The 15673-nt window shown below is 69.3% G+C and carries 18 protein-coding genes; 7 read left to right on the top strand and 11 right to left on the bottom strand.

The window, feature by feature from the left end; genetic code table 11:
- Nucleotides 1-461 precede the first annotated feature (461 nt).
- Entirely contained in the window at nt 462-635 is a 174-nt protein-coding gene (locus FHX80_RS34765; RefSeq protein WP_167523576.1) for a hypothetical protein, read from the bottom strand.
- A 257-nt stretch (nt 636-892) separates the two neighbouring features.
- Between FHX80_RS34765 and FHX80_RS19335 the strand changes: the two genes are divergently transcribed.
- The gene (locus tag FHX80_RS19335) at nt 893-1513 is read left to right on the top strand and encodes a hypothetical protein (protein WP_145765331.1); all 621 of its coding nucleotides are present in this window, start codon (nt 893-895) and stop codon (nt 1511-1513) included.
- A gap of 112 nt (nt 1514-1625) precedes the next feature.
- Here the strand turns inward: FHX80_RS19335 and FHX80_RS19330 are convergent, their stop codons facing one another.
- Entirely contained in the window at nt 1626-2219 is a 594-nt protein-coding gene (locus FHX80_RS19330) for a hypothetical protein (RefSeq protein WP_145765330.1), read from the bottom strand.
- A gap of 349 nt (nt 2220-2568) precedes the next feature.
- On the opposite strand from FHX80_RS19330, the gene FHX80_RS19325 reads away from it, so the two are divergent.
- Complete coding sequence (locus tag FHX80_RS19325) at nt 2569-3072, top strand: DinB family protein (protein ID WP_145765329.1); 504 nt, start codon at nt 2569-2571, stop codon at nt 3070-3072.
- A 6-nt stretch (nt 3073-3078) separates the two neighbouring features.
- Here the strand turns inward: FHX80_RS19325 and FHX80_RS19320 are convergent, their stop codons facing one another.
- Nucleotides 3079-4167: a YihY/virulence factor BrkB family protein gene (locus tag FHX80_RS19320; protein WP_145765328.1), complete on the bottom strand. Its 1089-nt coding sequence runs from the start codon at nt 4165-4167 to the stop codon at nt 3079-3081.
- A gap of 201 nt (nt 4168-4368) precedes the next feature.
- Nucleotides 4369-5334 (bottom strand): SMP-30/gluconolactonase/LRE family protein, encoded by a 966-nt coding sequence (locus FHX80_RS19315; protein ID WP_145765327.1) that lies wholly within the window; start codon nt 5332-5334, stop codon nt 4369-4371.
- 207 nt (nt 5335-5541) lie between these two features.
- Between FHX80_RS19315 and FHX80_RS19310 the strand changes: the two genes are divergently transcribed.
- A complete protein-coding gene (locus FHX80_RS19310) occupies nt 5542-6486 on the top strand; it encodes a helix-turn-helix domain-containing protein (protein ID WP_145765326.1) in 945 nt (314 codons plus the stop codon).
- Between the two features lie 61 nt (nt 6487-6547).
- Here the strand turns inward: FHX80_RS19310 and FHX80_RS19305 are convergent, their stop codons facing one another.
- Entirely contained in the window at nt 6548-7495 is a 948-nt protein-coding gene (locus FHX80_RS19305; protein ID WP_145767382.1) for a nitroreductase/quinone reductase family protein, read from the bottom strand.
- Between the two features lie 970 nt (nt 7496-8465).
- Between FHX80_RS19305 and FHX80_RS35795 the strand changes: the two genes are divergently transcribed.
- Nucleotides 8466-8921, top strand: a complete 456-nt coding sequence (locus tag FHX80_RS35795; RefSeq protein WP_244318331.1) for an endonuclease domain-containing protein — start codon at nt 8466-8468, stop codon at nt 8919-8921.
- A gap of 477 nt (nt 8922-9398) precedes the next feature.
- Complete coding sequence (locus FHX80_RS19295) at nt 9399-9944, top strand: hypothetical protein (protein ID WP_244318330.1); 546 nt, start codon at nt 9399-9401, stop codon at nt 9942-9944.
- Nucleotides 9945-10060: 116 nt separating this feature from the next.
- Here the strand turns inward: FHX80_RS19295 and FHX80_RS19290 are convergent, their stop codons facing one another.
- The gene (locus tag FHX80_RS19290; protein WP_145765324.1) at nt 10061-10606 is read right to left on the bottom strand and encodes an ATP-binding protein; all 546 of its coding nucleotides are present in this window, start codon (nt 10604-10606) and stop codon (nt 10061-10063) included.
- 309 nt (nt 10607-10915) lie between these two features.
- Between FHX80_RS19290 and FHX80_RS19285 the strand changes: the two genes are divergently transcribed.
- Nucleotides 10916-11767: a helix-turn-helix domain-containing protein gene (locus tag FHX80_RS19285; RefSeq protein WP_145765323.1), complete on the top strand. Its 852-nt coding sequence runs from the start codon at nt 10916-10918 to the stop codon at nt 11765-11767.
- A 13-nt stretch (nt 11768-11780) separates the two neighbouring features.
- The gene (locus FHX80_RS19280; RefSeq protein WP_145765322.1) at nt 11781-11972 is read left to right on the top strand and encodes a hypothetical protein; all 192 of its coding nucleotides are present in this window, start codon (nt 11781-11783) and stop codon (nt 11970-11972) included.
- 58 nt (nt 11973-12030) lie between these two features.
- Here the strand turns inward: FHX80_RS19280 and FHX80_RS19275 are convergent, their stop codons facing one another.
- From FHX80_RS19275 to FHX80_RS19255, 5 genes are all read right to left on the bottom strand, one after another.
- The gene (locus FHX80_RS19275; RefSeq protein WP_145765321.1) at nt 12031-12681 is read right to left on the bottom strand and encodes an OmpA family protein; all 651 of its coding nucleotides are present in this window, start codon (nt 12679-12681) and stop codon (nt 12031-12033) included.
- Between the two features lie 8 nt (nt 12682-12689).
- On the bottom strand, nt 12690-13289 hold the full coding sequence (locus FHX80_RS19270; RefSeq protein WP_145765320.1) for a hypothetical protein: 600 nt from the start codon (nt 13287-13289) through the stop codon (nt 12690-12692).
- Nucleotides 13290-13320: 31 nt separating this feature from the next.
- Entirely contained in the window at nt 13321-14001 is a 681-nt protein-coding gene (locus FHX80_RS19265; protein ID WP_145765319.1) for a pilus assembly protein TadG-related protein, read from the bottom strand.
- Nucleotides 13998-14231 (bottom strand): hypothetical protein, encoded by a 234-nt coding sequence (locus FHX80_RS19260; protein WP_145765318.1) that lies wholly within the window; start codon nt 14229-14231, stop codon nt 13998-14000. Before FHX80_RS19260 ends, FHX80_RS19265 begins: the two co-directional genes overlap by 4 nt.
- A gap of 279 nt (nt 14232-14510) precedes the next feature.
- Nucleotides 14511-15662, bottom strand: coding sequence for a response regulator transcription factor (locus tag FHX80_RS19255; RefSeq protein ID WP_145765317.1), 1152 nt, complete (start codon nt 15660-15662; stop codon nt 14511-14513).
- Nucleotides 15663-15673 lie beyond the last annotated feature (11 nt).

Here is a 15673-nt window from a genome sequence, read left to right as displayed (position 1 = left end):
TTGCGCGGCGTGCGCAGCGTGATGAGCCATGAACGGACAACCGCCCGGTCGGCAGGGTCCACCGCCTCGTCGGCCACGAGGCGCGGCAACGCCGCCTCCCCGTGCGGCACGCCCAGCTCGTACAGCAGCCTCGTCCCGGGGAGCGCGTAGAGGTTCATCCTCACCCAACGCTCCGCCAGATCGGCGGCCCGCGCCGGTTCCCGCAGCCCGGTCTCCTCCAGCCACCTGTTCAGGGACTCGAACAGACGCTGGACTTCGGCCATCCGGCGTTCCCGGACGCGTTCCTGTGCGAAGAGACGCCGCTGCTCCTGGGTGAGCGGCAGGTACGGCTCCGTCTCCGTACGCTCGTACAGGGCCCACAGGTCGTCCGTCCACTCGACCGGCGGTGGCTCGTACCCGTCGATCGCGGCTTCCAGAGCCTCCAGATCCGACCGCTCACCCATGGTTGCGCCACCCCTTCCTCACGAGACACCCTGGTATTCCATCGCTGTCCTGGGGTCCTTCAACTTGCCGGTCATGCGCGCTTGGTACTTCTCGCTGTCACTCTTGGCATTCCATGCCTCGTCCATTCGCCTGAGCTGATCCGGGGACAGGTCCTGACCCGCGATACGTGCTCCGCCATCGTTCTTGGCCATCTCGGACGCGGGAGTGCCCTCCGGCGGCTCTTCTTCTTGTTCGACGGCTTGTTGAACCTGTCGAAGATTCGGTACCAGCCGTCCTCCTCCCGCACACTCCGGAGTTGACGGTTTCGCTGCAACACCCCTGTTTGGGACCGACTTTGGGACCAACGGCCCAGGCAATCCGGGGCGGACCGACGTACGCTCACGCCGCGCACGGTGGTCGGATCGTGCGGGGCGTGGGCTGTGCGTGCGAACGCCGGAAGGGAAGAACCGTGAATGGTGGCAGCGGCTGGGGAAGCGGAGGTGCGGGCCAGGTACCTCCTGGGCGCGGTACCGGCGGATCCGGCAGTGGCGGCAGGCGCGGCGGCAGCGGTTCGCTCTTCGCGCTGATCCGCAGCTGGGCGGTCGGCGTCCTCGTTCTCCTCGTCTCCGGGTATCTGCTCTCGCGCGGGATCGTCGAGCACCTGGCCACCGACGAGCGGCTCGACGTGTTCACCTGGCGGCTGGCCCTGCTGCATGTGCCCGCCGTCGTCAGCACCGCACTGACCGTTCTCGCCGCAGCCCGCGTCCTGCCCGAGGACCAGCGCTCGTCCCGTCTGCTGTACCCGCTCGCCTCACTCGGCGTTCCCCTCGTGGCGCTCGGCCACCGATACGCCGTTCCGTGGGAGGTCCTGGGGGTCGAGGGCGCACTGATGCCGGCCGTCGTTCTGGTGACCGGCTCCGCCGTGGGCCTGGCCGTCGACCGGCTGGTGGAGGACGACGGGACGCAGTCCGCCGCCCCCGGCTCGTACGACTGGCGCGACAACGGCACCAGCGCGATGGACTACCTCGGGGTGATCGCACTCGTCGCGGCCACGGTCGGTGTCGGTGTCGGTGTCGGCGGCAGCCTCTGAAGTGGAGCAGGTGCGCGATGAGCGAGCAGCCGTTGAGGGCCGCTCCTCAACGGCCGGTCTCACTGTGGTGCGACCGGCCGGAGTCGATCCCGCTCGCGGTCCCCTACTGCCCTTACCTGCTGGGGACTTCACTGCCGTAGACGACCCAGGGCGATTGTTCGAACGAGCTGACACCGGACAACTGCGGTTGCATGGAGGCGACTTCGGAACGTACCGCCAGCGTGTCCGGCCAGCAGTCGAAGTACGCCGACCCCTTCACTATGAAGCCTCTCCAGTCGGTCTCCGCGGACGCGCCCTCCCGGTCGACCACGAAGCCGACGCAGAGCACCGAGGCCCTGCCTATCGCCTCGCGGATCGCCCGGACGACCGCTTCCCGCTCGTCGGGGCTCAGCCGGCCGAGGGTGAACTGCAGCGCGACCGTACCGTCGTCCGTCCGCCGGACCCGGGTGGGTACCCCGGCTCCGCTGCCCACCCAGAGCAGGAAGTCGACCTGGTCCAGGCGTTGCAGGCCGGCCAGGAGCACCAACTGGTCCCTGGTCACCCACGACTGGGTGCCCGACGACTCGGCTCCCGGGCTGATGAGCGTGATGCGGCGGGTGACCGGGTGGGCGGGCCCCACGCCCGCCGCCTCCAGGTCACCGAGCAGCGACTCGGCGTCGGGGCGGCTCCAGCCCAGGTGGTACGAGTAGAAGAAACCGTCACTCATGACACTGCACCCCATAAAAGTGTGAGCACCCCGCTTCACCCGGGCACGCCGGCTGAGAGGTGACCGCCCTGCAGATCAGGTAGAGCGTGAAGATCCCTGCGCACCGGAGCGCGCCTGATCAGCCGCCTGATGGCGGCGGTGTCGGACGGCTCGCAGTTGGTCACTCACGAGCGTAATCAGCCCTGCGGCCCGCGGCGAGGGCCCACGGGCCCATGGGGGACCCCAACGCGGTTCCCCCGGCGGCGGGTGAGGCCCGAGGGGGGAAGGAGGCAAGGAGCGAAGGAGGGGGCAGGCGCCTCGCGCCCTAATCGGTGGACAGGCCGGATACGGGACGCGAGGGTGTACCGCGATGACACGCACCGATTCGCCTCCCGCCTGGGACGAGCGCACTCAGCTGACCACATTCCTCGACTACACCCGCGCGACCGCGACGGCCAAGTGCGAAGGCCTCGCGCAGGAGGATGCCCGTGAGGCTCCGCTGCCGGGCTCGCCCCTGATGACGCTCGCGGGTGTGGTCAACCATCTCCGCTGGGTCGAGTACTACTGGTTCGAGGTCGTGTTCCTCGGTGGGGAGGACGAGGGCCCGTGGACCGATGAGGATCCCGACCGCGAGATGCGCATCGCCGTCGACATGCCGCTCGCCGACGTGCTGACGGAGTACGAGGAGCAGTGCGCCCGCTACCGGGAGCTCGTCGCCGCCCATGACCTGGACACCCCGGCCAAGCGTCCGCGGCGCGATGGCCGCAACCCCGATCTGCGCTGGATCCTGCTGCACCTCGTCGAGGAGACCGCACGGCACAACGGCCACCTCGACATCATCCGAGAGATCGTCGACGGCAGCACGGGGTCCTAGCTCGGCTCACGAACTGCCGGGCGAGGCCTCGATCTGGTCCCGGGTGTCGCGGCCGGTCTGGTCCCCGGACCCGTCCTCGGGCCCGTCCTCGCTCTCGTCCTCGGCCGCGTCATGGCCGCCGGGCCGGGTGTCGGTGTCTCCGCGCGGAGTGTCGGTGCCTCCGGGCCGCACCCGGCTCAGCTCCACGTTGAACTGGGCGCCCGTCAGCAGCGCCAGGTTGGTGAACCACACCCAGATCAGGAACACCACCAGCCCCGCCAGGGACCCGTACAACCGGCTGTAGGAGCCGATGTACGTCGCGTACAGCGTGAACCCGGCCGAGGCCACCAGCCACAGAAGGGCCGCCAGCACTCCGCCCGGAAGCACCTGCCGTGACCCACGTGCCGATGCCGGACCGGTCCGGAAGAGGACCGTGATCAGGCAGGCGACCAGACAGAGCAGCACGGGCCACTTCAGCCCCGCCCACAGCTCGTCCCCCAGATGTGCCAGCCCCATCCGGTGTCCGAGCCAGCGGGCCAGCGGACCGGAGAGCACCAGGGCGAACGCGCTCGTCATCAGGAGCAGCAACAGCCCGAACGCCGTCGCCACGATGATGTGCGCCTTGCGCAGGGCGGGCCGGGTGTCCCGGACCCCGTGCATCGCGTGCAGCGCCCGCCGGAACACGGCGAGATAGCTGGACGCGGACCAGACCGCGCTGACGGTGCCGGTCGCGACCAGCAGCCAGACCGCGGTCCGCTCGTGCGTGGCCGCCAGCAGGGGCTGGCGCAGCGCGGCGCCGGACTCCGCCGGTGCGAAGGCGGTGATGTCGGCGATCAGCGTGTCCGTGGCCCGGGGGTTGGCCAGTCCGATGACGGACACCGTCACCAGGAGCGCCGGGAGCAGCGCGAGGATGGCGTAGTACGTCAGGGCCGCCGCCCAGTCCGAGAGGTCGTCGTTCCACAGGGAGACGGGCGTCCGCCGCAGCGCGACGGGCCAGCGCCGGGCGGGCCCGGGATGCCCGGCACGCCCGGCACGCCCGGCACGCCCGGCACGCCCGGCACGCCCGGTTGCCCGGGGCGGTGCCGCGGCGGCGGTGTCGCTGATCTTGCTGAACACGGATGAGTCTCCTGGGGCGTAGGAAGACGGGCAAGCACGGTCCGGCGCCTCCCGCTGCGCGGACGCAGGGGGACGCGGGAGACGCCGTGTGCTGCCTATCCTCTTCTGCTCCGGTTTGCCGTCGGTACTCCGGTCCGTCTCGTCGGCGCTCCGGTTCATTCCCTCGGCGCCCGGGTGCGCCCCATCTGTGTGTCGGGTTCGTCAGTGGCGCTTGTGGATGCGGGCGGTGAGCAGGTTGGGGTCCCGCTTGGTGAGGTAGGCGGCCGAGGTCACGTACACGGCGTCGCCGCGCACGGCGACGGCCGTGGGGTTCTGCAGGCCGTCCTGGGCACTGAGGACGATGGTGTGAGTACCGTCGGACTCGACCAGGGCCACCTGGTCGGTCTGGTCGAGGGCGGCGAGGATTCGGTCGCTGCGGCCGATGAAGGCGAAGTCGTCGATTCCGGGGAGCTGTTCGGCCCTGATCCGGGCGGGGCCCGCAGCGCCGTTCCTCCTCACCGGGTATCGGACCACGGTGCCCTTGTCCAGGTTGGACACCCAGACGGCACCGTTGTGCACCTTCAGGCCGTTGGCGCCGAGGAAGCCGGTCGGGGCGAGCTCGGTGCCGTCCGCCCAGACCGTCGCGGTGCCGCCTGCGGCCGGTACGCGCCAGATGACGCCACGGACCGAGTCGGTGATGTAGAGGCGGCCGGAGTCCAGCGCCAGTCCGTTGGGCAGGCCGTCGGCCGGCAGCGCGGCGATCCGCTCCGGGGTGCCGCCGGGCGTGAGCCGCCAGACGCCGGTGAGGTCGGCGGTGCCCGTGGCGTACAGGAAGTACAGCGTGCCGTGCGCGTCCCTGACCAGGCCGGTGACCAGGGGGAAGCCGAGCGCCGGAGTGTGCACGCCGTCATCGGCCGGTGCGGGCAGGGTCGCCAGCACCCGCACCTTGCCGTTGCGGGTGACCTGGGCGATCTGGCCCGCGGCGGAGAAGGACAGATCGATGCTGCCGTTGGGTTCCAGGACGATGTTCTCCGGCATCTGCCCGCCGGGCAGGTCGAAGTGCTCGGTGATGCGGGCATGTGACAACGGCGCCGTGACGGCCGTCGCCGAACCGGTCGGGCCCACAACTGCGAGCGAGGCCGTCGCGATGGCGGCGACCAGCAGGTTCCTTGCGAACTTCGATGACACGTCTCGTCCTTGCGTCGTGAGTGAGGGTGCGGTGCGGGCCTGCCGCGCGGGGGCGTTCCCGTCAGGTGACGTTCCCGCCCCACCGTGGCGGCCGGGGCTCGCCGAGGCCCCACTGTGTGTCCGGTCGGCGGTGGGCAACCAGCCCCGGCTCTGCCTATCCCCGGCAGGGGCAGGCTGTGTGCGCCTCGGCACTGGATACTCGGGGCCATGGACGCACACGGACAGCTCGGCGCCTTCCTCCAGGCGCGGCGGGCCCAGTTGCGGCCCCAGGACGTCGGGCTGCCGACCTACGGGGACCGCCGACGGGTTCCGGGACTGCGGCGTGAGGAGCTGGCCCTGCTGGCGGGCGTCAGCTCCTCCTACTACACGCGTCTGGAGCAGGGGGCTTCGTGTCACGCGTCCGTCGAGGTGCTGGACGCGATCGCCCGGGGCCTGCGCCTGGAGGAGACGGAACGGCTGCACCTGCACGACCTGGCCACCGCCTGCCGGCACCGGACCACGGCCCGCCGGCCCCCGGCCGAGCGGCTGGCCCCGGCCGTGCGCGAACTGGTGCGGTCCTTGGCCGAGGTGCCCGTCGTGGTGACCGGGCGGCGCAGCGACGTACTGGCCTGGAACAGCGCGGGGCACGCCCTGCTGGCCGGGCATGTGGACCCGACCGGCCCGGACCGCCCGGCGGACCGTCCGAACATGGCGCGGCTGGTCTTCCTGGACGCCCACATCCGTGAGCTCTACGTCGACTGGACGGCGAAGGCCCGAGCCGTGGTCGGCAATCTGCGACTGGTTGCGGGGCGGCATCCGCAGGACGCCCTGCTGACGTCGCTCATCGGCGAACTGACGACCCGGAGCCCGGAGTTCGCCGGCATGTGGGCCGACCACCGGGTTCGGGCGTGCGACACCGCCGAGTACGGGCTACGGCACCCGCTCGTCGGTCCGCTGACGGTCAGGCAGCAGACGCTGACCGTACCGTCCCAGCCCGAGCAGTCGCTGGTCATGGTCACCGCCACCCCCAGATCGGCTTCCCAGGCCGCACTGAGACTCCTCGTCCAGGCCACCGGGGCGGGGTCCGGGGCTGGGACTGAGACTTGGGCTGGGACTGGGGCGAACCCCACCTCGGCGGCGCGCCGCCGCTACGGGGTTCAGCACTCCCGGTAGCGGGCGGCGGCGGTAGCGAACTCGGCAACGAATGCCTCGTACGCGGGGGCGTTCACCGGGGTCAGGCGCGGCCCGCCCCGCCGCCTGCGGGCTCCGCGGCCTCCGCGGGCGGAACCGGCGGCCAGGGGACCTCGGCCAGGAGGGGGACGATCGCCTCCTCCTCGTAGTCGAGATGGGCGTTCAGCTCAGCCGCCATCGCCGCCAACTCGACCCGGAAGCGCTTCGGTTCGGCGATCCCGATGCCGGCGAGCAGGTCCACGAGCGCCGTCTGAATCCGTGCGACGGTGCGGTGCTCGTCCTCAAGCCGGGCGAAGGTGTCGCCCAGGTGGGGGTGGTGGCGCGCGATCCCGGGGAACAGGTGCCCGTCCTCACTGGTGTGGTGGAACTCCAGGGCCTGGCAGAACGCCAGGCATCGCTGCCTGATCTGCAGCCCCAGGCCCGGCACCGGTGGCTCACCGGGACCTTGATGGGCCGCGCGCTCGGCGAAGTGGGCTTCCGTCTCGGCCGCCACCTGACGCAACTGGCCGCGCAGCCAGGTGTGAACCTCCATGACCTTGTCGGCGAGGGTGCGGACCTCTCCGGGCCCCGCCCACCCGTCGGGCTCGGCGCGTTCCAGCACGACGACGGGCAGGAGCCGGGTGGTCCGATCCTGGTAGTCGCCGTACCCGGGGGCAGACCGTACGGCGTGCGCGAACAGCTCGTCGCGCCTGGCCCCCTCGGCGGGAACCGCGAGGGCCTGGAAGGTGCGGGTTCCGATCTCGACCCGTACCACCGGGTGGGCGAGCAGGTTGTGGTACCAGGCGGGGTGGTTCGGGGCGCCGAGGTTGGACCCGACGAGCAGGAGCAGCTCGCCGTGCCGGATGTACCCGAGGGGTGTGGTCCGCTCGGTCCCCGACTTCGCGCCGGTAGTCGTCAGCAGGAGGAGGTCGCCGCCTTCGAAGGGGCCGCCGATCTTCCCCTCGTTGGCGCGGAACTCCTCGATAATCGTTTCGTTGAAGGACATGGGCATACGGATGCGTATCTCCGGGAGCTTCGGTGAGTCCGCAGCGACTGCGGTCACGGCGTGTGGTGATGTGCCCAGGGCGAAGGGACCGCACAAGCCTCTCGCCGGACGGGCCACGCGTACGGTGCACGCGGGGGCGCCGGGAGTGCGCGGCTGCGCAGCGTCAGGTACAGGGCGCGGAGTAAGAACTCATAACGGACCCTTGAGTGATGGGTGTTCGCTCGATCGCCGACCGGCCCACTGCTCTTTGACCGGCGCCGCGCGACACCGCTTCCATTACACGCATCGGCCGATCCCCTGTCAACGCACCCGGTTCCGGGCCCGGTTCCGACCCCGGAACTCACGTCCACGGGCTTCGCCCACCCCGGCGCGGCCGAGGTTATCCACAGGCTCAAACGCCTCCAGGTCCGCTGAGGAATCGTGGCGCCATGAACTCAGCACGCGTCGCCTCACCACCGCGGGGGCCACGAGCCCGACAGCGAGCCGATGAAGTTGCGGAGTTGGCGAAGCTCGCGCCGGGTGGTGTCCTCTTCACCGCCCGGGCCCTCGAAGCGGGCTGGGCCCCGCGGCGGCTGACCCATCGGCTCCGGAACGAGCAGTGGCAGCCGATCCACCGGGGCGCCTGGGCCTGGGCCGCCCCGGGGCGCAGGGTCGACTGGTTCACCCGCGCCTGGGTCGTACAGAACCTCCAGCCGAACCTCGTGTGCGGCCACGGCACCGCGGCGGCTCTTCACCGCCTCGAACTCCTGCACGGCCCGACTCACGACGCCGAGGTCGAGTTCACCGACCCGCGCCCCGGCCGTACCGCGGGCGCCCCGGCACCCGAGTCCACCGGCTCCCCCTCTCCCCCGCCGACCGCACCGTTCGACGGGGCCTCCACGTCACGTCCCCGGCCCGCACGGTCGGCGACCTTCTACGGCTCCTCCCCCGCGACGAGGCGGTCGTCCTCGCGGACTCCGCCCTCTCCGCGCGCCGGGTGCACGGAGTACGCCGACCGCCGCTCCGCCCTCTCCGGGCGCTTCACGCGGAACTCGCGAACCCCCGTCACCGCACCGCCCGCGCCCGCAGCCTGCTCCCGCTCCTCGACCCGCTCGCCGGCTCTCCCGCCGAAACGGTCGCCCGCCTGCTCCTCCACGACTCCGGCCTGCACCCCGAAACGCAGGCGGAACTACGCACCCCCAACGGCCGCAATCTTCGCCCGGACTTCTTCTTCCGGGCCGAGGGGCTGGTCGTCGAGATCGAGGGCTACGCCTTCCACGGCACCCGCGAAGCACATGCGGAGGACCTTCGCCGTTTCAACGAGCTTCAGGGCTGCCCGGAGATCCGCCGTATTCTCCGCTTCACGGCAACGGAGATCTACCGCCACCCGGAGCGAGTCGTCGCCGAGATCATCGCGGCCCTCCATTCCCTTCGCACACGTAGTTGGAAGTGATTCGGGCACACACCCGCACCACCGGGCCCGCCCGAGCGGTACCCCGGGCGCCCATACCTCTCCCGACTTCCCGCCCCGCCGAAGCTCGGCTGCCGCGTCACGGCGGTTAGCGTGACTGGGTGAGAGTGCCGGAAGATTAACGACGGGGCGAGAGGTGGATCGTGCGATTCGGGGCACCTCGGGTCCCCGGGAGGAGCTGGCCGAAGCGCTCCCCGCACGGGGGAAGGCGGTCCTCGCCCGGGTCACCGGACTTCTCCCGGCAGCGGGTTCCGGTTCGAGGACGGGCGACGACCGGATGCCTGTTCACGTCCACGCCGCCGGATCCGCCATCGACCCGCGTCACGGTGACGTATCCCCGCTCGCTGCCCTCCGCGCCGGGCGGGTGCCAGATGCCGAGAGCGTCGTCCGGGCCAACGCGCGGCTACTCGATTCCGGCGCACTCCAGCCACTTCCCACCCCCATGGAAACGGCCACACCATGTCAATGACCACCCGCGCCGGCGAGACCTTCGAGATCGCACGAGCCGTCTCCGACATCGACAGCTTGCTGACCCGCCCCCTCCCGGAGGCGGGGCCCGCAGCCTGGAAGGAAGTACCAGTCACCGAGGAGTGGGCCCTGACCATGGACCGTGGGCTCCTGCTCGCTCCGCTCTGGGAGAGCGACAGCTTCACAGGCCTGTACGACTCCGAGTGGGAGGCGGCCTCGGAGGTCGGAGAGCGCAACCTGGCCGCACTCGTGGCCGAGTTGGACCGTCGATGGGGGCCGCACCGGTCGGTGGGGATGCGGGTGCCGATCAACCGGAAGATCGCGGACGAACCGATGCCACTGCTGTTCCGGACGCTGTGCGACGGGGACTTCCTCGGCGACCTGTCGGTATGGGGGCCGGTGGACCCGGCAGGGCCCGCCGCCGGGCCAACCGGCAGCCGGTGGGTTGCCGTCTCCGTCAACCAGTGCGACGGCGACGCCCCGATGGTCCTCACGGTCGCCGTCACCGACCGGCCGATCACCGAACTGGACGACTGAACGCACTTGGCGAGCCGGTCCCCTCTGCCCGTCGTCGAGGGGCCCGGCGGTACGGAGCGTCGTGGTGCGGGACGGAATGAAGGCGGACCCTGTGCAGCGCGTCGCGTCGTCACACGTCAACGCGGCATAACCACCCAGGACTTACGGCCCTGCTGTGTCTGCGACGCCTCGCACGTTCCCCACTCCCCACCCCAGTCGTCCACGACAGCCGCCAGAAGCCACAGCGCCCGTCGGCACCGCGCTTCGCAGAGTGCGGCCATGTCCGTTTCAGCGTGCTGCGGATGCTGGTCCCAGACGAGGAGACGGACAGCGTCGTCGCGGTGCCGCAGTGATACGTAGAGCTCCCTGCCCGGGGTCATCCTCGCGGTCACCGCGACGAGTTCGGACGCGGCATGCGTCACCGGCCAGACGTACGGGGCGAGCCCGTACGCCTCCAGCGCGGCAGCGATCGCCGTACGCCCGATGAACGCACTGCGGGTGTCGCCGGGCAACGTAAAACTCAGAGTGAGCCCGCGCTCGCTGCCGGAGCGACCCTTCGGGCGCAAGTAGGTCTGCGCATGGGCGTGTTGACGGGCGGGGGACAGAGGCGGGAGCAGAGGCGGGATCGACGTACGGGATTCGGCGAGGGCCGGGCAGAGCGCGGCGAGTGAAGATGAGTGCATGGCTGGCTCCCCTGGTTCGGGTGACAAGTTGGCGGATCTCGCGTTCGCGTCGATGCGCACAAGTGGCTCACGCCGAGTCCGATGAGCAGTGGCCTGTCTCCCTGACGCGACACCGCCCCTCCCGGGAAAGGAGACAGCGGGCAGCACCGCGCGATGCACTTCCGGCCCATCGGAGCGTGAGCTGTGCGTCACTGAATGTAGTGTGCGACGGGTCATATTGGCCACCCATTCACGTAAAGATGACTCCTCCGTGGCACAAGGCGCCCGCCACACGGCAGACTTCACCCGGAAGGCCATGGAAGGACTGACATGTCAGCGCGAACGTCCCCGACCGAGCGGCAGAAGCGCCTGGGCAGCGAACTTCGGAAAATGCGCACGGCCGCCGGGGTGTCCGCCGAGACCGCGGCCGGGCTTCTCGGGGTTGACCGGTCCAGACTCTCCAACATCGAACAGGGCATCCGAGCCATCACCGAGGAGCGCTTGCGAAGCCTGGCACACGCTTGCGACTGCCCGGACACGGACTATGTGGACGCCCTGGTCGCGATGGCCCGACCCGCATCACGAAAGTGGTGGGCTCGATACCGCGACTCCCTCCCGGCAGGCCTCCTCGACATTGCCGAGCTTGAGGCCAATGCGCTACGGATGCGGACCGCCCACTCCGTTCACATCCCCGGGATCCTTCAGACCAGCGATCACGCACTCGCCGTGTTCCGGGCCGTTGTCCCTCCGCTGCCCAACCACGAAGTCGCACTGCGCCTGGCCCACCGAGTGGAACGCCAACAGGTCCTGGACGGCGCCGCTCCTCCCGAGTACCTGGGAGTCATACACGAAGCGGCTCTGCGTATGCAGTTCGGCGGTCGTGCGGTGGCGCGCGCCCAACTCGACCACCTGCTCACCGTCTCGGAGCGTCCTCACATCTCATTGCGCGTCATCACCTTCGAGGCGGGCGCATTCCCCGGAGCCGGACAAACAGTCAACTACGCAGAGGGGCCTGTTCCTCAGCTGGACACCGTGCAAGTGGACAGCACTCATGGACCGGATTTTCTCTATGAGGAGCATCAGCTGACCAAGTACCGTGCACATCTGGACTGGATGGAACGGATTGCGCTCACACCCGATCGGTCGCAGGACTTCATGCGCAACATCGCACGCCACCTCTGAGAAGGGACCCTTCATGCAGGACGTCGCATGGGAAGAGCCGTTCTGTGGTGAGGGAGCCAGCTGCTACCGGCTCGGCACCGACGACCACGGCAACAGCTACATCACCGTCCTCGGCTCGGAGGACCACTTCCTCACCGACAGCCGCGAGGCACTCCAGCAGCTCATCCTCGACATCAAAGCCGGCAAGGCCGACCACCTGCTGTGACACAGCGCCAGGGCCTGACACCGATTGCGGTGCCAGGCCCTGTTACGTGCAGGTCAGGTCAGGAGGAGCTGCCGCGCGGGAAGGAGACCTCCACGCGGCGGTTCTTCTTCCGGCCCTCTTCCGTGGTGTTGCTGGCGATCGGGTACTGCTCGCCGTAGCCTCGGATCTCGAACGTGATGGACGAGCCCACCTGCTTCTCCAGCACCCCGTGCACGGCCTCGGCACGCTGCTTGGACAGCACGTCACCGTGTGCCGACGAGCCGAGGTTGTCGGTGAAGCCGAAGACGCGCACCTTCGAGGCGTTCTGCTTCTTGATCTCGGCGGCAATGGCCGCGATACGGGAGTTGGCGGCGGAGCTCAGCTTCGCGCTGTCCTTGCCGAAGAGGACCTCGGACTGCAGCGCGAACTTGATGTCCGCGTTGGTGTCCTCGCGACGCTCCTCGCCGCCCTCGTCCTCGACCACCTGGATGATGTCGAGGACCTTGCCCGGGGCGAGGGTGCCACCCTCGGGCATCTTGAGGTCGGGGTCGTTGCTGTCCAGCTTGACGGGCGGCTCGGACGAGGCTTCAGTGCCTGGAGGAACGCTCGGGCCGTCGTCTGCCAGGGCCGTCGTCGCACCGAAGACCGTGGCGCCGGCGAGCAGTACTGCGACAGCGATGCCCCGGCCCACGAGATGGCCTGCCCTGTGCTGCGTGTGAATGCTCTTCATATCCGCCATCACCCGGAGATCTTCAGCGAGGCGGTGGCGAACGTCGGAAGCGTGAAGTCGACTTCAGTGCTGGTCTCCGGCGGTGCCGGGAACTGCATGAAGACAGAGACGGACTTTCCAGGTTGAATTGCCGTCAGCCCAGTGGTGCAGAGGCACCGTCCATCCGTGTCCCGGAGAATGTAGTAGCGCTTCTTGCCGACCTTGTCGACAAGGGTCGCACCGGCTACGGAGTTGGGGTTCTTCGCCAGGACGGCGCTCTCCGTACCCGCCCACTGACCGCCGCTGCGAACGCCGTCTCCGTCGTTCTTGATCACGCCACTGACGGTCACGAAGCCACCGCTGTCACGCTTGACCTCATTGACGACGAGAGTCAGCCCATCACGCCCGTTGACCTGAGCGAGCTTGGCATTCTGGTCCACCTGATCCCCAGCAGCAGTGTCTTCCTTCGCTCCCTTGTCTCCATCCGAGGGCTTGGCGGACGACGATCCCGGATCCTTTGTGGTTCCGCCGTCGTCACCACCGCACCCGGTGACAACCAGGGCCAGAACAGCTGCCATAGAGGCAACTGCCGCTACCCTTCGGGATTTCGAGGTGCGCCGAATGCTCATGGGTTCAGATTCCTTTACTCGTCGTTCGCTGTCAGTCGTCGATCAAGTGCACGGCGAAGATGGTCTTGGCCACGTCCGCCCACAGCTCCGGATGAGCGGGGTCGACATCAAGACTGCCCCCGCGACAATCAAGAGTGGAGATCGGCAGATCCGGCTTGTCGCCCTCGTCGTCCTTGTCGTCGGAGCCAGGGTCGGGGTCGGCACTCGGCACATCCTTGAGCTCCGGCGAACACCGGAACTCGATCACGGCAGTGGCCGTGGCCGTGGCGTGCTTGGTCTTCGTGCTGGGGATCACCGAGGAACCCACCGTGTAACTGGTCTTGACGCTGACCGTGACCTTGTCCTGGAGGAATCCCTCGTCCCAGCGGCAACGAGGCCGGCTGACGGGATCATCGGTGTAGAGATACGCGCGATTGACGGATGCCAGTTGCTGCGCGTCCGAACAACCGGCGCTGAAGTACCGATGATTCGCCAAGAACTCGGTGAGGCCGTCCGGTGTCCGCAGAGCGGCGAGGAACGGCACTCCGAGGTCCTTCCGGGCTTCCTGAGCGGCAGCGAGCGCGGCGGCGTCCGCAGCACCCTGGGCGCCGTTACGTGTGGCGGAGGCCTGACCAACAGCAAAGAAGGCGAACGCGAGGAAGAGCAGGCCCGCCACCATCACAATGTAGATGGGGAAGGCCTGCCCTCGGTCGCTGCGGCGACGATCGATCACGAGCCAGCGGTGATCGAGTCCACCAGGCCGGTGATGCGAGTCGTGATCGCCGAACCGATGCCCGAGGCCACCATGCCACCGATGATCGCGACGACCACCAGGATGATGCCGAGGTACTCGAAGGCCGTCTGGCCGCGGTCCGCGGTCTCGTAGCGCTTCTGGATCTTGGAGACCGCGGTGTTGGCCCAGCCGTTGACGCGGACGGCGGTCTTCAGGGTGATGTTCGACATGGTGTTCCCCTCCAGATTCGGCCGACCGTTTGCCGGCCGACTCGCACGTTCCTTTGTTGTCACTCCCGTTACCGGCTTCCTCCTGGCCGGTGCCGTTTGCGACATGAGAAACATACGGCGGAACACCATGCCCACCAGAGGGTCCCAGGGCCCATTCCCGGGCCCAATCGCCCAGTTGGGCCCTGCCGGACCGGTGCTGGGCCCCGGGGCCCTCACTCATTGCGCCGGCCGTACCCGTACCCGTACCGACGTCTCGCCGGTTCCCCCGCTCGGACACGGCTACCTGCCCCCCTGTGCACCGGGACCCGAGGCCGGCGCTGTGCCGAGCCAGCGGGCGATCGCCTCGCTGCGGCTGCTGCTGTGCAGCTTGGTGAAGATCCGGTTGATGTGGTTCTTCACGGTCTTCTCGCTGATGAAGCAGGTGGCGGCGATTTGCTGATTGCTCATACCGGACGCGATCAGCTCCATGACCTCCACCTCCCTCGAACTCAACCCGTACTGCTGCCTGTTCTGGGCGGCGCCCGGCCCCCCGACTACCGAAGACTGTCCCATACCTGGTTGCACATGCGAAAGACCCTGAGATGGTCGTACCGGCTGCGCCGCAGGTGGCGGCATCGGCGAAGCCGTTCCGGGCGGGGGCATGTATGCATACGCACCGTGCTGCGGTGACACTCCCGGTCCGGACGCATGGCCGGGCACATGACCAGGCGCATATCCGGGCGCATGGCCTGAGCCATGGGCGTCGTAGCCGGGGATCTGGTAGGGAACGCCCGTGGTCAGGGCGGATCCGAGGCCCTCCGGCAGCTGTGCGCCCTGCGGTCCGGGGCCCTGTCGCATGTGGGCGAGCAGCGCGTTGGCCGCCGTGGCCGTGAAGTGCGCGCGGCCGTTCTTCGTGTCGCGTACCGCCTGCACGAGCTGGTCCGCCGTGAACTCGCCGTGGACCAGATAGCCGCTCGCGCCCAGGCGCAGTGCCTCGTGGACGATCTCGCTCTCGCGGCTGTAGGTCAGCATCATGACGGGTGCGACCTGTACCAGGTGGGGCAGGGCGGAGATACCGTCCACGCCGGGCATCCGGACGTCGAGCAGGACGACGTCCGGACGGTGCCGCAAGGCCATGTCGTAGGCCTGGCGGCCGTCCGCCGCCTCTGCCGCGACCTCGACGTCGTCACGGCCCGAGAGCAGGGCGCCGAGGCCGGCCCGGACCACGGGGTTGTCGTCGGCGACGACGACCCTCAACGGTCCGGGGGCGGGCAGGTCGGGGGCGGGGGGGAAGGCGGGCAGCGCTCCGGATGCCGCGGGCTGCTGCGGAGCGGGGAATCCTGGGGAGCTGGATTCCGAATTGATGGGCGTGGCATGCGAGGACGTGTGCTGGGATGCGTGATGCTGTGCTGCCCAGTTCTGGCCCGACGTGTGCGAGATCTCGTCCGGCATTCTGCGACCTC

Source organism: Streptomyces brevispora (assembly GCF_007829885.1).
GTDB lineage: Bacteria > Actinomycetota > Actinomycetes > Streptomycetales > Streptomycetaceae > Streptomyces > Streptomyces brevispora.
Note: the sequence above shows the minus strand (reverse complement) of the source record. Positions and strands in the feature narration are given on the sequence as shown.

What these genes read in the sequence shown, in the direction of transcription:
- FHX80_RS34765 (WP_167523576.1), bottom strand. Translation starts at nt 635, where the DNA reads ATGGCCAAGAACGATGGCGGAGCACGTATCGCGGGTCAGGACCTGTCC.
- FHX80_RS19255 (WP_145765317.1), bottom strand. Translation starts at nt 15,662, where the DNA reads ATGCCGGACGAGATCTCGCACACGTCGGGCCAGAACTGGGCAGCACAG.
- FHX80_RS19330 (WP_145765330.1), bottom strand. Translation starts at nt 2,219, where the DNA reads ATGAGTGACGGTTTCTTCTACTCGTACCACCTGGGCTGGAGCCGCCCC.
- FHX80_RS19295 (WP_244318330.1), top strand. Translation starts at nt 9,399, where the DNA reads ATGTCAATGACCACCCGCGCCGGCGAGACCTTCGAGATCGCACGAGCC.
- FHX80_RS19260 (WP_145765318.1), bottom strand. Translation starts at nt 14,231, where the DNA reads ATGTCGAACATCACCCTGAAGACCGCCGTCCGCGTCAACGGCTGGGCC.
- FHX80_RS19325 (WP_145765329.1), top strand. Translation starts at nt 2,569, where the DNA reads ATGACACGCACCGATTCGCCTCCCGCCTGGGACGAGCGCACTCAGCTG.
- FHX80_RS19285 (WP_145765323.1), top strand. Translation starts at nt 10,916, where the DNA reads ATGTCAGCGCGAACGTCCCCGACCGAGCGGCAGAAGCGCCTGGGCAGC.
- FHX80_RS19310 (WP_145765326.1), top strand. Translation starts at nt 5,542, where the DNA reads ATGGACGCACACGGACAGCTCGGCGCCTTCCTCCAGGCGCGGCGGGCC.
- FHX80_RS19275 (WP_145765321.1), bottom strand. Translation starts at nt 12,681, where the DNA reads ATGAAGAGCATTCACACGCAGCACAGGGCAGGCCATCTCGTGGGCCGG.
- FHX80_RS19270 (WP_145765320.1), bottom strand. Translation starts at nt 13,289, where the DNA reads ATGAGCATTCGGCGCACCTCGAAATCCCGAAGGGTAGCGGCAGTTGCC.
- FHX80_RS19290 (WP_145765324.1), bottom strand. Translation starts at nt 10,606, where the DNA reads ATGCACTCATCTTCACTCGCCGCGCTCTGCCCGGCCCTCGCCGAATCC.
- FHX80_RS19305 (WP_145767382.1), bottom strand. Translation starts at nt 7,495, where the DNA reads ATGCCCATGTCCTTCAACGAAACGATTATCGAGGAGTTCCGCGCCAAC.
- FHX80_RS19280 (WP_145765322.1), top strand. Translation starts at nt 11,781, where the DNA reads ATGCAGGACGTCGCATGGGAAGAGCCGTTCTGTGGTGAGGGAGCCAGC.